Below are 14,289 nucleotides of genomic sequence, written 5' to 3' on the forward strand. Positions count from 1 at the left end.
GAATTTGGATTTTATAAATTTTATCTTCCCATTGGAGGAGGCCCGCCTGCTCTGCCACGGTTCATCTCCCTAAATTCTTCCATTTTTTTAATTACCGTTTCATCGTATTCTTTCTGAGAAATTACTTTTCCTTTTTTAGAAGGTTTTATTTCCGCTTTCTCTTTAGCATTCAAAACGATCTTTGAACACAAAATTGTCGTAGTTCCATCATTGATTTCTAAAATTAAACCAGGAAGTCCCCAGTAATTTTCCGGCCCTTGATTTATAGGAATTTCAGGTGTATACCAAGCTGTCACAACAATTTCTTTTGGAATTTCGAAGTTATCAGCAAAATTCGTTTTGGTATCTCCCGAAGTCTTTTTAGCCTCCTCTTTTTTATCTTCATCCTTTTTAGGTCTGAAATTTCTAAAATCGGTTTTGCTGGCTTGTTTTACCGCTATGGCTTTGTAACAATTGTAACCACCTATTTGTTTGGTTTCTTGTTCCAGTTTCCAGTCTAATTTTGGCAGCGAATCAACCACAAGAAATTCTTTACCCATAAACTCTTTATCAACCGTATACGTTTTTGTTTTTACATCTTTGTAAAAAGTACCGCCTCCACCTGTAAGCGAACCAAACATCATGCGAAAACCTCCTTGCTGCTGACCTGGCGCTTCTAGTTTTTCTTCTTCTTTGTAAATCGATGCTGCTTTATCGAAATTTAAAATGAATGTTTTCTCTAGCATTTTTTTCATACGCTCTTCCATGTTTTTCTGCATTTCTGGGGTAATATCTCTATTCCCGCGCATGCCTTCAAATTTTGGAGCCTGTGTTTTTGACTCATAAACAGCCATTCCTTGAAAATCTTTTTGCGCTTGAATTTGTGCAGAAACAAGCAGTAAAGTCATATAAAAAAATATCTTTTTCATTTCATTTTCTTTAAGTGAGTAAATCCGATAAAGCTTACATTCAAATGTATTACTTATTTTAAAATTCAAAAAACTAAATATATAAACGGCATTAAGGTATAGATAGAACCGCTTATTTTTTAGACTATTAGATTTTAAAAAGGTTTAAGACTCCAAATTGAATTTTAAGAAGAGTTTTTTGTAATTTGGTGCTCTTGTAAATTAATTTTCTAATGTATAGAAACGTGCAAAAAATTTTATTTTCCGTATTTCTTTTCTGCACTTTTCATGCGCTTTCAGCTCAGGATCTGAGCATAAATCCAACTTTAATTTCGCAGTATAAAAACGCTGCTGATGAATTTTTAGGATACGATTCGTTTGGATATTCCTATCAGATTACGAACAACGTTTTTAGCAAAATTAAAGGAAAAGAAATCTTCGAATACAAGAATGTTTCTTTGGGAAAAATTACAAAAGTCGATCTTCAAAATCCGTTAAAAATTGTTTTGTTTTATGAAGATTTCAACAGTGTCGTTTTATTAGACAATCAATTGAATAAAATGACCGAAATTAACTTTTCGCAAAATGCAGCGCCAATTGTAGTAAGTGCCATCGGAATGTCAACGCAAAACCAGTTATGGATTTACAATACTTTAAATCAGCAAATTGGACTTTTTGATTATTTAAAAAATGAATACAAAACGGTTTCAATTCCGTTGACTGAACCAATTCAATATTATCAAACCGATTTTAATACTTTCTATTGGATTGATAAAAAAAACAACGGGTATTCTTGTGATATTTTTGGAAAAATCACTTCATTAGGCCCAATAGGAGATTTTGATAAAATTGTTATAATTAGCCCTTCACAATATCTTTTCAGTAAGAACCGTTTACTGTACTTTAAAGGTATTAATAAGTCAAATCCAGAGGTAATTTCTGAGATTAAAATTTTAGAAAAAACCTTTGACAATTTTTATTACAAAGACCAAATTTTATCTATTTTTACAGCTACAGATATATCAAATTATAAAATCGTAACACCGTAATGCACATAGCAATAGCAGGAAACATAGGCGCAGGGAAAACCACTCTGACCAAATTATTGGCGAAACACTTCAAATGGGAACCTCATTATGAAGATGTTGTTGATAATCCGTACTTGGATGATTTCTACCATCAAATGGAGCGCTGGTCATTTAATCTTCAGATTTATTTCCTAAATAGCCGTTTCCGTCAAGTGCAGCAAATTCGCGAAAGCGGAAAAAGAATCATTCAAGACAGAACGATTTATGAAGATGCTCATATCTTTGCTCCCAACTTATATGCAATGGGATTAATGACGAGTCGTGATTTTGAAAATTACACGTCGTTGTTTGAATTAATGGAATCTTTGGTTAAAGCTCCAGATTTATTGATTTATTTAAGAAGTTCTATTCCGAATTTAGTGGGACAAATTCATAAACGCGGACGCGAATATGAAAACTCTATTTCGATTGATTATTTAAGCCGTTTGAACGAAAGATATGAAGCTTGGATTCAGACTTACACTAAAGGAAAACTCTTAATTATTGATGTTGATAATATCAATTTTGTTGACAATCCTGAAGATTTGGGTGATATCATTAATAGAATTGATGCTGAGTTGAACGGATTGTTTTAAAACACTAATTACGCAGATTTACACGAAATAAAAAAAGCCTCTAAATATTTTTTTAGAGGCTTTTGTATTTATTTACTTACTTTTGAGTTGATTGATAAAAAGAAGAAATTTAAAAGTCGGTTGAAAATGAATATAAAACTAATTAAAACAGAGTATGATTATGATTTAGCTTTAGAACGAATAAATAGGATTTTTGAAGCTAAACCAAATTCAAATGAAGCCAATGAATTAAACATATTAGTGAATCTTGTAGAACAGTATGAACAAATCCATTATCCAATTCCAGAACCAGAGATTATAGAAAGTATAAAACTCATGCAACCTGAGAAAAAGATTATCTTCTTTCTAGTTCTTTCTCAACAAACCGTATCTAAATTTGATCAAACAAAAAATCAAGAAATTGCTCAAAAAGCCCTAGATGATTGTTGGACTTGGTTACAAGAACAAAAAAATATGGGTTATTACTTATACAATTTATTAGATAACGAAAATGATAACAGCATAACAATATTACAAGAAATATCAAAAAATGAACTCGATGTTTCCGTCTGGAACTGCATTATTGATTCTGTCGCATATACTAGCAGAAAAGCTTATGAAAAAGAAAACACAAAATACTTTCCCGAGCCGATTGCATTAGTTGATGATGAGCTTTTAAACCATTTCGTAAAATGTTTTAAACAATGTGTCCCAAATTCTAAAAAATATATTAGTAATCTAACATCCTATTTACAGCAATATAAAATTGATAGAAATTACACCCTTAAAGAAGAAATATTAAAAAATCTATTCTAGTGATTATTAAACAAAAAAAGCCTCTAAAAAATATTTAGAGGCTTTTGCTTTTAATTATCCTAACAGATTTCCAAAACCTGTTAGGATAGATCGTAAATTATTTCGCAGCTTCAACTTTTGCTAAAACTTCTTCTTCAGTTCCTTCAAAAACTTCTGTGGTTGTTTTACCGTTTTCTGTTTTAGTAACAGTTCCTGTAGTTTTTCCGTTAATATTTTTAACTTCAACACGAACTGATTGGCTTTCGGTATGAGAGTATTTTCCTTTCGCATCAAAATGAGCTAAACATTTAGCTGTTTCTTCTTCAGAACAACCTTTTTCTTTACACATTTTAATACATTCTTCTTTTGTCATTCCAGACATATCGCCACATTTAGACATTCCTGCATGCATTTCTGTTTTAGCACAGCAAGAAGCTTTTGTAGCAATATCTGATGGCGCGTTACCTTCGCCTAAAATTGGAGCGATTACCAATCCAATCAAACAAGTTAATTTAATTAAGATATTCATAGAAGGCCCAGAAGTATCCTTAAACGGATCTCCAACTGTATCTCCTGTTACTGCAGCTTTATGTGCATCAGAACCTTTATAAGTCATTTCTCCGTTGATCATAACTCCTGCTTCAAAAGATTTTTTCGCATTGTCCCAAGCTCCTCCTGCGTTATTTTGGAAAACTGCCCAAAGTACTCCAGAAACTGTAACTCCTGCCATATATCCTCCTAACATTTCAGCAATTAACTGATTGTTGTCTGAGTAAACTAACTTTCCTATAAGAACAATTAAAATTGGGAAACCAATCGTTAAAATCCCTGGAAGCATCATTTCTCGCAAAGCAGCTTTTGTAGAAATCTCAACACATTTTCCGTATTCTGGTTTTCCTGTTCCTTCCATAATTCCAGGAATTTCTTTGAACTGGCGGCGAACTTCGTACACCATATCCATTGCCGCTTTTCCAACAGAATTCATTGCTAAAGCCGAGAAAACTACCGGTATCATTCCGCCGACAAATAACATCGCCAAAACTGGAGCTTTAAAAATATTGATTCCGTCAATTCCTGTAAAAGTTACGTATGCTGCAAATAATGCTAATGAAGTTAAAGCTGCAGAAGCAATAGCAAATCCTTTTCCTGTTGCTGCTGTTGTATTTCCAACTGAGTCTAAAATATCGGTTCTGGTACGAACTTCTTTTGGCAATTCGCTCATTTCGGCAATTCCTCCAGCATTATCAGAGATAGGTCCAAAAGCATCAATTGCTAATTGCATAGCAGTTGTCGCCATCATGGCTGAAGCCGCTAAAGCTACTCCGTAGAATCCTGCTAAAGCATACGAAATCCAAATTGCAACAGCAAACAATAATACCGTTGGAAAAGTCGAAATCATACCTGTTGCTAAACCAGCAATTACGTTTGTACCTGCTCCTGTAGATGATTTTTGAACAATTGCCAAAACTGGTTTTGTCCCTAATCCTGTATAATATTCTGTTACTGATGAAATAGCTCCACCAACAACTAATCCGACCAATGTAGCGTAGAAAACACGCATTGACGAAATCGCTTTTGATCCTTCTCCAAAGAAACTCATCTGCATCGTTTCTGGAAGCATGTGCTGTACCAAGAAGAAACAAGCTACAGCTGTTAAAACAATCGAAACCCAGTTTCCTACATTTAAAGCTTTTTGAACTTGTGCTTCTTTGGCATTATCATCTGAAATTTTCACTAAAAGTGTTCCTATTATGGAAAATATAATCCCAAAACCGGCAATTGCCATTGGAAGCAAAATTGTACCGATTCCGCCGAAAGCATCATTAATACTTCCGCCCATATCTTTTATAACATAATTTCCTAGTACCATTGCTGCTAGAACTGTTGCTACATAAGACCCAAATAAATCGGCTCCCATACCGGCAACGTCTCCTACGTTATCTCCTACGTTATCTGCAATTGTAGCAGGATTACGAGGATCATCTTCTGGAATTCCTGCTTCTACTTTACCAACTAAATCGGCTCCAACATCAGCTGCTTTAGTATAGATTCCACCTCCAACACGGGCAAACAAAGCAATTGATTCTGCTCCTAATGAAAATCCTGCAAGAGTTTCTAGAACAACAGTCATGGTATCCGTATCTTTCCAAACTCCATCAGAAAATAAATGAAAGAAAATGATAAAAAAGGATGTTAAACCCAAAACAGCTAGACCAGCAACGCCAAGCCCCATTACAGTTCCACCGCCAAAAGAAACTTTTAAAGCTTGCGGTAAACTAGTACGTGCCGCTTGGGTGGTTCTAACGTTTGTTTTAGTTGCTATTTTCATTCCGATATTTCCAGCATAAGCTGAAAATAAAGCACCAAAAATAAATGCAATTACGATTAATAAATGTGTTTTTACTCCCGGAATAAAAGTAATTCCTGCCAAAGCTAAACTGGCAATAATTACAAAGATGGTTAATAGTTTATATTCGGCTTTTAGAAAGGCTAAGGCTCCTTCGTAGATGTAATCTGAAATCTCTTTCATCTTACCGTCTCCAGCATCTTGTTTTAAAACCCAAGTCCTTTTTATTCCCATGAAAAGTAATCCTAAAACTGCCATTACAATAGGCAGGTAAATCATAAATGCATTCATAATATTTTAATGGTTTTGGTTAATAGTCAACAATCTAACTAAAACGAATTTAAACAAAAAAGCAATACTCCTGACGGTAGTATTGCTTTTTTTATATTAGAATGCGGTTAAAATTATTTAATACTAAATAATCCTGCCGGTTTATTTTCAATGTCATCAAAACGCTTTGTACACTCTGCGATAATATCGTAAGCTTCTTTAACATCTCCCCATCCTTCAACATCTACTTTTTTGTTTTCAAGATCTTTGTAAACTTGGAAAAAGTGCTCGATTTCTTTTACTAAGTGCGGGTTGATATCAGAAAGATCATTTAATGAATTCCAAATTGGATCTGAAACTGGTACACAAATAATTTTCTCGTCTGGTCCTTTATCATCTGCCATGTGGAATACACCAATTGGCTTAACTTCCATAACACATCCAGGGAAAGTTGGTTCGTTTACCAAAACTAATACATCAAGAGGATCACCATCTAAAGCTAAAGTTTCTGGAATAAATCCGTAATCTGCTGGGTACATCATTGAAGAGAATAACATTCTGTCAAAACGCATTCTTTTGATTTCAAAATCGTACTCATATTTATTTCTGCTTCCTCTTGGTATTTCGATTAATACATCGAAAGTCGTTAATTTGTCTGCGGTCATTTTCGTTTTTTATTATTTCTATAATTTCGGTTGCAAAAATAACTAAAGAATCTAGTTCTACAACAAAAAACAAGGTTAAATTATCCGCATTAGAGTTTAAAATACAAGCATTTAATAGGTAATGTTTCGATTTCTCTTCTTCAGGTAATAATGCCAAAGTAAATAAGTCGCATAAGATCGATATGGACTCCACTGTTCTGCATGAATTTCCATTTCCTGTTTATCGTGAATATTAAGCAATTCTTTGATGGTATTGATTACTGCAATATCGCCAAGCGGAATCAAATCGGGCTCTTCTAGACAAAACATTAAATAAATATCGATTGTCCAATTACCAATTCCTTTTAATTTAATGAGTTCTTCGCGAACTTGTTTTGCAGATTTCAAAGCTAAACTTTCAATATCTAATTCTTTGTTTAAAACTGCTTCCGCTAAGATTTTGATGTATTTTGTTTTCTGACGGCTTACTCCTAGATTTCTAAATTCTTCATCAGACAAAACGGCCATGTTTTCAGGGTTGCAAGTTTTGTAAGCTTTTATTTTTAAAAAAGTAGCTTTCGCCGAATCAATAGAAACCTGCTGTTCGAGTATAAGTAAAACCAAAGTTTCAAAACCTGGCGGGCGTTTTGGAATTGGAGGCAATCCGTATATTTCTATGATTTCAAGAAATATTGGATTTTTAGATGAAAGAAAATCAATAGCTTCTTGCATGGTTTTGGATTTTGAAAGTAAATCAAAAATAAGAAAAATGAAATTAGTTATCGCAAAGACGTAAAGGCGCTAAGTTTTTTTTCACGCAGATTCTGTGGATTTAAGCAAATTCTATTTTTCCAATCTTAAATTATTTAATCTGTGTTTATCTGCTCAAATCCGCAGAATCTGCGTGAAAAAAAATATTAAAACACAAAAAAGCCGCAAAGATTTTAAACCTTTGCGACTCTGTAACTTTGAGCCTTTACCCCTAAATGCAACTAGAAATAAAATCCGAAAGATCCTTTTATTGCAAATTTGTGAGCATCTGGCATATCTAAATAATTTCCTCTCCAAGAAAAATCAATACGAAAAACTTTAAAAATATTTCCAATTCCTGCATGATATTCCCAATACACTTTCTCTGGAGCATTATAAGGCAATCCAGAAGCATTAATCGCGCGGTTAGCATCAGAAATTGTTCCGTGAACCGCTCTTACTCCAACAAACTCTCTCCAATTCAGTTTTCTCATAAAAGGAACTCTTGCAAATAATCTTCCTCCAAAATCATGATTCCACTGCAGAGTCGTATATTGATCCGTAACGAATTCGTAGAAATTCAAGTTACTGAATGTATTCTCTATCGTAAAATAAGTCTGGTTACCCGGAATTACACTCATCAAACCTAACGGAATTGTACCAAATGTTTTTCCTGTCTCAACTGTAATATTACTTCTTCCTAAAGGTCCAATAATGATTGGCTGTCTGTAGAAAACTTGAATTTTTTCGTAAGCAAAATCACTGTCAAAAACTCCTTTTAAACCATAACTAAAATTCACAAAGAAATGACTAAATGGGCTATCAACTAAATCTCTTTCAACACCATAACCAATAGTTTTACGGTTAGGCATATATTCAAATTGAATATTGGCTTCAGATTGTTTTACTGCATTTTCAATAACTCCAGCTGGATTTTCAGGAGTTGGTAAAGTCGAATAATAATCTAAACTAAATGTTTTTGATGCCGATTCTAATGTTCGATAAGAAAAACCAGCCTGAACTATAAAGTTCTTTTTAGCCTCCATTTCAACAGAAACATTACTCAGATTAATATTGGTCAGCTTACCATTACTTCCCGTTGTAAACAATGCAGAAGAAGCAAAACTTCGCCCTAAAACATCATTTGTTGTAGTTAAGCTTGCACCAATTTGTTCAATATCACGCCTATTTCCTCCAGAGATAATAACACGGTTTTTCTTGTCAACCATCCATTTTCCAGAAACTCCGTATTTGAATTTATTATCATCAAATCCGTAAGCTGTATAGGCTTGAATACGCCAAGGATCATTTGGTCCAAAATAGGTTCTTCCTCCTACCCTTAACCTCAATCCTTCGACTTCATTATATCCAAAAGTTGAAAAAATTGGTCCGTAATCGAAGTTTTTAAACTCAACATAACCACTTCCTAAAATGGAGACGAGATTATACAACTGCTTAAATCTCTTGACCGTTTGTAATGTATCGAGCATTTTATAAATTCCCTGCTCGTCTTTATTTAATTTTTCAAAACGATTTTCGTCCCAGAATTCAGGCGGTCGATCATAAACTGCATTATCAATAAAATTGACTTCTTCTTTGTAAAACTTCTCGGGTTTCTGAATATTGAATTTATGATTGCGATATAAAGTGGTTCTTTTACCGTAAACTCCTTTTGATTTTTCTTTTTTATTTAAAGCAAAATCAGACATCATGTAATCACGCGTCAAAAGAAAAATGGAATCGTTTTGCACATCAAATTCCTGTTCGATATAAATATCTTTTACCCAGTTAATATTGGCGCTTTTCGTAACACCCATATTAATTTTCTTGATCGCAAAAGTGGTATCGTTAACCCAAAAATCTCCTTTAAAAGTTAATTCGTTTTTACGTCTAGGATAAAAGACAATATTATAACACCATTTTTTATCTACAAATGCACTGTCTTTTAAGACATAATTGTAAACATCAATTCCTGTTCTTGAAAGTGGGCTTGTAAAACTTTTATCAAAAAATTTAAGATGATTATCGTAAATATTATACTCCGAATAAAGGTCTTTTACAAAAGATAAAATCTGCTGATTTCCATTAAAACCAGACATTTTATTTCCTGTTATATTTTCTTTTACTTTCTTTAATTTATTATCACCGTAAACATCATAAACCGATTCGTTGATAAAAATTGGCAGATACGTTTTCCCTGTAACATCTGAAGTATCAACATGATTGAAGATAAACTCCATTCCTTTAAAAAGCTTATTTTTCATGAATGCACTATCAATAGTGTTCATGTCAAACTCTACTTTTTCATACTTCTGCATTTGATATTGATTAAACTGATAAAGTCCGTTTTTACGTTTTCTTTCCCAGATTTTTCTTAAAATATCCAATGCGGGATTGTTCTTTTTAGAAGTTTTACCCGTATAAATTACAACTTCATTTAGCGCCTCGGCTTCGCCTAATACAATTTTGAAATTATAATTAACAGCTTTTTCTAAAGGAACTTCTTTATCTGAAAATCCTGCCGAAGTAACAATAAGTGCCGTATACGTATTTGGCGATTCTAAATAAAAACGTCCGTCTTCATTAGACACAATTCCGATATTAGAACCTTTAAATACAACATTTGCAAAAGGTATTGGCTGGTTCGATTTGTCCAAAACAACTCCACTCACCTTAGTTTGTGCAGTAGCAACATTCGCAAATGCAAATAAAAAATATAAGAGAAGTAGAGTTAATTTGTTCATTATAAAGTAAAAAAAAACTTCACCAATCCATGTTTGTCTGATGAAGTTTTATGAGTATTTTGTATTTGTATTATTTATATAATACTTTTTTTACTGCTTTTACTACATCACCTGCATTTGGCAACCAGTCTTTAAGCAGTACTGGAGAATACGGTGCAGGAGTATCTGCAGTTGTAATACGTTGAATTGGCGCATCAAGGAAGTCAAACGCTTGTTCTTGTACGATATAAGATATTTCAGAAGAAAGGCTGGCAACTGGCCAAGCTTCCTCCAGAATTACTAAACGGTTTGTTTTTTTAACCGATTTTAAGATTGCATCTTTGTCCATTGGACGAACTGTTCTTAAATCGATAATCTCACAAGAAATTCCTTCTTTAGCTAATTCATCAGCAGCGATAAAAGCTTCTTTGATAATTTTTCCGAAAGAAACAATTGTTACATCTGTTCCTTCACGTTTAACATCAGCAACACCTAGAGGAATTGTGTATTCTCCGTCTGGCACTTCACCTTTGTCACCGTACATTTGCTCAGATTCCATGAAAATAACTGGGTCGTTATCACGGATAGCAGATTTCAAAAGTCCTTTTGCATCGTAAGGAGTTGAAGGAACAACAACTTTAAGACCTGGAGTGTTAGCAAACCAGTTTTCTAAAGCTTGTGAGTGAGTAGCTCCTAATTGACCAGCAGAAGCTGTTGGTCCGCGGAAAACGATAGGCACATTAAATTGTCCTCCTGTCATTTGACGCATTTTAGCAGCGTTATTTATAATTTGATCAATACCAACTAAACAGAAGTTGAATGTCATATATTCTACAATAGGACGGTTTCCATTCATTGCAGAACCTACTGCAATCCCTGAAAATCCAAGCTCAGCGATTGGAGTATCAATTACTCTCTTTTCACCAAACTCAGCAAGCATTCCTTTAGAAGCTTTGTAAGCTCCATTGTATTCTGCAACCTCTTCTCCCATTAAATATATGGATTCATCGCGACGCATTTCTTCACTCATCGCTTCGCAAATGGCCTCTCTAAATTGTATTGTTCTCATATTTTATATTGTATGTTGAATTTTCTGAAGAGCAAAAATAAATATTTTAAATAACTTAAAAGCATAAATTGAATTTAAAATCGCATGAACTTCTATCTGTTCTCTTGTTTTAACTTTTTAATCTTTATTGTGATAATTACGAAATCGATATAATAACGTATAAATCACACTTAATCTCCTCAAAATATTTTTCAGACAAACTTTTATGGATTTGTTTAATTCTTGTCTCTCCAAAATTCATTCATCATAACGCAGAAAACCAAAAAATAGTATTTATCAGACAAATTTAATTCGCTTTCCAGCCCTCTATCATTGCAAAATTCCTAACAATCAGACAAAATGTATATTATTTTATTTTTGGATTACGATGAAAATCATCCAAAATTGCACAATCTTCGAAATCGTAATAGTTTTAAAAAATATTATGCATGCATAGTATAATTATTCCAAATTAAATTCTAAATTTGTAAAAGCATATTATAAATTCAAAATATATACTTATGAAAATACTAGTTTGCATCAGCCATGTGCCTGATACTACTTCAAAAATCAACTTCACCAACGGTGACTCAGAATTTGACACCAATGGCGTACAATATGTAATTAACCCTAATGACGAATTCGGTCTTACACGTGCTATCTGGTTCCAAGAACAACAAGGCGCAAATGTAACGGTTGTAAACGTCGGAGGTCCTGATACTGAACCAACTTTACGTAAAGCTTTGGCAATTGGAGCAAACGAAGCAATTCGTGTTAATGCAAACCCTACTGATGGTTTTTTTGTTGCAAAACAATTGGCAGAAGTTATTAAAAACGGTGGTTACGACTTAGTAATTGCTGGTAAAGAATCTTTAGATTATAATGGAGGGATGGTTCCTGGAATGATCGCTGGTATTTTAGGTTCTAATTTCTTAAACTCTTGCACTTCTTTAACTGTTGACGGAAATAATGTAAAAGCTGTTCGTGAAATCGACGGTGGAAAAGAAACAGTAAGCACGACTCTTCCTTTAATCATTGGAGGTCAAAAAGGTCTTGTTGAAGAAAAAGATTTACGTATCCCGAACATGAGAGGAATTATGACAGCCAGAACTAAGGCTCTTACTATTCTTGAGCCAGTTGATGCTGCTGTAAATACAAAAGCCGTGAAATTTGAAAAACCAGCTCCAAAATCGGCAGTAAAATTAGTTTCTGCAGATAATTTAGATGAGTTAATCAATTTATTACACAACGAGGCAAAGGTGATTTAAGATTGTAGAATTTAGATTTTAGATTGCAGATCGCAATACTAAATCTAAAACTCAACATTTGATTCACTTCAAAATCTAAAATCAATAATCATTTTAGATTTCAATTTTTAAATCTGAAATCTAAAATCTAAAATCTAAAATTGTTATGTCAATATTAATATATGCAGAATCTGCAGAAGGAAAATTTAAAAAAGTTGCTTTCGAATTAGCTTCTTATGCTAAAAAAGTAGCTGAATCATTAGGAACAACTGTTACGGCTTTGACTGTAAACATTAGCGATGTGAGCGAATTAGGCAAATACGGAGTTGATAAAGTTCTAAAAGTAAGCAATGATAAATTAGCTGGTTTTAATGCAAAAGCTTATGCTGATGTTATCAAACAAGCTGCTGAAAAAGAAGGAACAAAAGTAGTTTTACTTTCTTCTACAACAGACAGTATTTACCTTTCTCCTCTAGTTGCGGTAGCTTTAAATGCTGGTTTTGCTTCAAATGTAGTTGGGTTGCCAGTTAGCACTTCTCCATTTCAAGTAAAAAGAAATGCTTTTTCAAACAAAGCCTTCAACATTACACAAATCGATACAGATGTAAAAGTTCTTGGTCTAGCTAAAAATTCTTACGGACTTTTTGAAAGCGCAGGAGCAGCTGCAGCAGAAGATTTTAACCCAACAATTGGAGACAATGATTTTGGTGTAAAAGTAGAATCTGTAGAAAAAGTTTCTGGAAAAGTTTCTATCGCTGACGCTGATATCGTAGTTTCTGGCGGACGTGGATTAAAAGGACCAGAAAACTGGGGATTAGTAGAAGATCTAGCTGCCGTACTTGGTGCTGCAACCGCATGTTCTAAACCAGTTTCAGATTTAGGGTGGAGACCTCATAGCGAGCACGTTGGACAAACAGGAAAACCTGTAGCAACAAACTTATATATTGCAATCGGTATTTCTGGAGCTATTCAGCACATTGCTGGTATTAACTCTTCTAAAGTAAAAGTAGTAATCAACAACGACCCTGAAGCACCTTTCTTTAAAGTGGCAGATTATGGTGTAGTTGGAGATGCTTTTGAAATTGTACCACAATTAACAGAGAAATTAAAAGCTTTTAAAGCTCAGCATTCTTAACACAAAGAATTCTCTTTAAATTTTTTGCTGCCTAAAAACAAGATGTTGTATCTTTGTTTATAGGCAGCTTTTTTGTTCCATATTTTTTGATTAAAATTGCAGCTTTATTTTTCAAACCAAAAAAGCATTAAAATAAGGTGCTAAGTACCTTTTTTACAAACATATATGAGTCTAGTAAAATTATCCATAAAAGGAATTTCATACAGTCAAACTCAAAATGGCGCTTATGCCTTAATTTTGAATGAAGTTGATGGCGAAAGAAAATTACCCATTGTTATTGGCGCTTTTGAAGCCCAGTCAATCGCTATTGCTTTAGAAAAAGAAATAAAACCTCCACGTCCTTTAACTCACGATTTATTCAAAAATTTTGCCGAAAGATTTGATATTGTAGTAAAGCAAGTCATCATTCACAAATTAGTTGATGGTGTTTTCTACTCTAGCTTAATTTGCGAAAGAGACAAAATCGAAGAAATTATCGATGCAAGAACTTCTGATGCTATTGCTTTGGCATTGCGTTTTAATGCCCCTATTTTTACTTATAAAAACATTTTAGATAAAGCTGGTATTTATCTAAAATCAAATACTGCTGAAACAGATTCTGGAGCTCAGGAAATAGATGATGTTCTTTCAAATCCTGAAACTTTCGGACACGAAGAGGAAAGCAACCAATCTGGAGATGTTTACGCAAAACATTCTTTACAGGAATTAAATGAGCTTTTAGATCAAGCCGTTTCTCAAGAAGATTACGAAAAAGCAGCAAAAATTAGAGACGAAATCTCTAGAAGATAAATATATGTTTAA

At 33.5% G+C, this 14,289-nt stretch carries 12 protein-coding genes; 6 read left to right on the forward strand and 6 right to left on the reverse strand.

All coding sequences use genetic code 11. The features are described 5' to 3' along the window. Positions 1–20: 20 nt before the first annotated feature. Positions 21–908 (reverse strand): GLPGLI family protein, encoded by an 888-nt coding sequence (locus NCC77_RS02820; RefSeq protein WP_250834272.1) that lies wholly within the window; start codon positions 906–908, stop codon positions 21–23. A 212-nt stretch (positions 909–1,120) separates the two neighbouring features. On the opposite strand from NCC77_RS02820, the gene NCC77_RS02825 reads away from it, so the two are divergent. The 3 genes from NCC77_RS02825 to NCC77_RS02835 all read left to right on the forward strand — a co-directional run bounded on the left by NCC77_RS02825 (position 1,121) and on the right by NCC77_RS02835 (position 3,345). After that, complete coding sequence (locus NCC77_RS02825; RefSeq protein ID WP_250834273.1) at positions 1,121–1,936, forward strand: hypothetical protein; 816 nt, start codon at positions 1,121–1,123, stop codon at positions 1,934–1,936. Then, a complete protein-coding gene (locus tag NCC77_RS02830) occupies positions 1,936–2,550 on the forward strand; it encodes a deoxynucleoside kinase (RefSeq protein ID WP_095928085.1) in 615 nt (204 codons plus the stop codon). Before NCC77_RS02825 ends, NCC77_RS02830 begins: the two co-directional genes overlap by 1 nt. Positions 2,551–2,676: 126 nt before the next feature. Then, on the forward strand, positions 2,677–3,345 hold the full coding sequence (locus NCC77_RS02835) for an Imm6 family immunity protein (protein WP_250834274.1): 669 nt from the start codon (positions 2,677–2,679) through the stop codon (positions 3,343–3,345). Positions 3,346–3,442: 97 nt separating this feature from the next. On the opposite strand, the gene NCC77_RS02840 is transcribed toward NCC77_RS02835, so the two are convergent. From NCC77_RS02840 to NCC77_RS02860, 5 genes are all read right to left on the reverse strand, one after another. After that, positions 3,443–5,962 carry a sodium-translocating pyrophosphatase gene (locus NCC77_RS02840; RefSeq protein ID WP_250834275.1) on the reverse strand — a complete coding sequence of 840 codons (2,520 nt, stop codon included), beginning with the start codon at positions 5,960–5,962 and terminating at the stop codon, positions 3,443–3,445. A 113-nt stretch (positions 5,963–6,075) separates the two neighbouring features. Then, positions 6,076–6,606 (reverse strand): inorganic diphosphatase, encoded by a 531-nt coding sequence (locus tag NCC77_RS02845; RefSeq protein ID WP_111288276.1) that lies wholly within the window; start codon positions 6,604–6,606, stop codon positions 6,076–6,078. Positions 6,607–6,717: 111 nt separating this feature from the next. After that, on the reverse strand, positions 6,718–7,317 hold the full coding sequence (locus NCC77_RS02850; protein ID WP_250834276.1) for a DNA-3-methyladenine glycosylase family protein: 600 nt from the start codon (positions 7,315–7,317) through the stop codon (positions 6,718–6,720). A 260-nt stretch (positions 7,318–7,577) separates the two neighbouring features. Beyond that, positions 7,578–10,079, reverse strand: coding sequence for a DUF5686 and carboxypeptidase-like regulatory domain-containing protein (locus tag NCC77_RS02855; protein WP_250834277.1), 2,502 nt, complete (start codon positions 10,077–10,079; stop codon positions 7,578–7,580). Between the two features lie 70 nt (positions 10,080–10,149). Next, positions 10,150–11,127, reverse strand: a complete 978-nt coding sequence (locus tag NCC77_RS02860; protein ID WP_008466560.1) for a pyruvate dehydrogenase complex E1 component subunit beta — start codon at positions 11,125–11,127, stop codon at positions 10,150–10,152. A gap of 500 nt (positions 11,128–11,627) precedes the next feature. On the opposite strand from NCC77_RS02860, the gene NCC77_RS02865 reads away from it, so the two are divergent. From NCC77_RS02865 to NCC77_RS02875, 3 genes are all read left to right on the forward strand, one after another. Further along, positions 11,628–12,374: an electron transfer flavoprotein subunit beta/FixA family protein gene (locus NCC77_RS02865; RefSeq protein WP_095928090.1), complete on the forward strand. Its 747-nt coding sequence runs from the start codon at positions 11,628–11,630 to the stop codon at positions 12,372–12,374. 145 nt (positions 12,375–12,519) lie between these two features. Further along, positions 12,520–13,488 carry an electron transfer flavoprotein subunit alpha/FixB family protein gene (locus tag NCC77_RS02870; RefSeq protein WP_198854648.1) on the forward strand — a complete coding sequence of 323 codons (969 nt, stop codon included), beginning with the start codon at positions 12,520–12,522 and terminating at the stop codon, positions 13,486–13,488. Between the two features lie 165 nt (positions 13,489–13,653). Continuing rightward, entirely contained in the window at positions 13,654–14,277 is a 624-nt protein-coding gene (locus NCC77_RS02875) for a bifunctional nuclease family protein (RefSeq protein ID WP_008466556.1), read from the forward strand. Positions 14,278–14,289: the final 12 nt, after the last annotated feature.

The sequence above is a fragment of the Flavobacterium tyrosinilyticum genome, from assembly GCF_023656565.1.
GTDB lineage: Bacteria > Bacteroidota > Bacteroidia > Flavobacteriales > Flavobacteriaceae > Flavobacterium > Flavobacterium tyrosinilyticum.

Coding starts and splice junctions, on each gene's coding strand:
- NCC77_RS02830 (WP_095928085.1), top strand. CDS start 1,936: ATGCACATAGCAATAGCAGGAAACATAGGCGCAGGGAAAACCACTCTG.
- NCC77_RS02825 (WP_250834273.1), top strand. CDS start 1,121: ATGTATAGAAACGTGCAAAAAATTTTATTTTCCGTATTTCTTTTCTGC.
- NCC77_RS02855 (WP_250834277.1), bottom strand. CDS start 10,079: ATGAACAAATTAACTCTACTTCTCTTATATTTTTTATTTGCATTTGCG.
- NCC77_RS02865 (WP_095928090.1), top strand. CDS start 11,628: ATGAAAATACTAGTTTGCATCAGCCATGTGCCTGATACTACTTCAAAA.
- NCC77_RS02835 (WP_250834274.1), top strand. CDS start 2,677: ATGAATATAAAACTAATTAAAACAGAGTATGATTATGATTTAGCTTTA.
- NCC77_RS02845 (WP_111288276.1), bottom strand. CDS start 6,606: ATGACCGCAGACAAATTAACGACTTTCGATGTATTAATCGAAATACCA.
- NCC77_RS02860 (WP_008466560.1), bottom strand. CDS start 11,127: ATGAGAACAATACAATTTAGAGAGGCCATTTGCGAAGCGATGAGTGAA.
- NCC77_RS02820 (WP_250834272.1), bottom strand. CDS start 908: ATGAAAAAGATATTTTTTTATATGACTTTACTGCTTGTTTCTGCACAA.
- NCC77_RS02870 (WP_198854648.1), top strand. CDS start 12,520: ATGTCAATATTAATATATGCAGAATCTGCAGAAGGAAAATTTAAAAAA.
- NCC77_RS02840 (WP_250834275.1), bottom strand. CDS start 5,962: ATGAATGCATTTATGATTTACCTGCCTATTGTAATGGCAGTTTTAGGA.
- NCC77_RS02875 (WP_008466556.1), top strand. CDS start 13,654: ATGAGTCTAGTAAAATTATCCATAAAAGGAATTTCATACAGTCAAACT.
- NCC77_RS02850 (WP_250834276.1), bottom strand. CDS start 7,317: ATGCAAGAAGCTATTGATTTTCTTTCATCTAAAAATCCAATATTTCTT.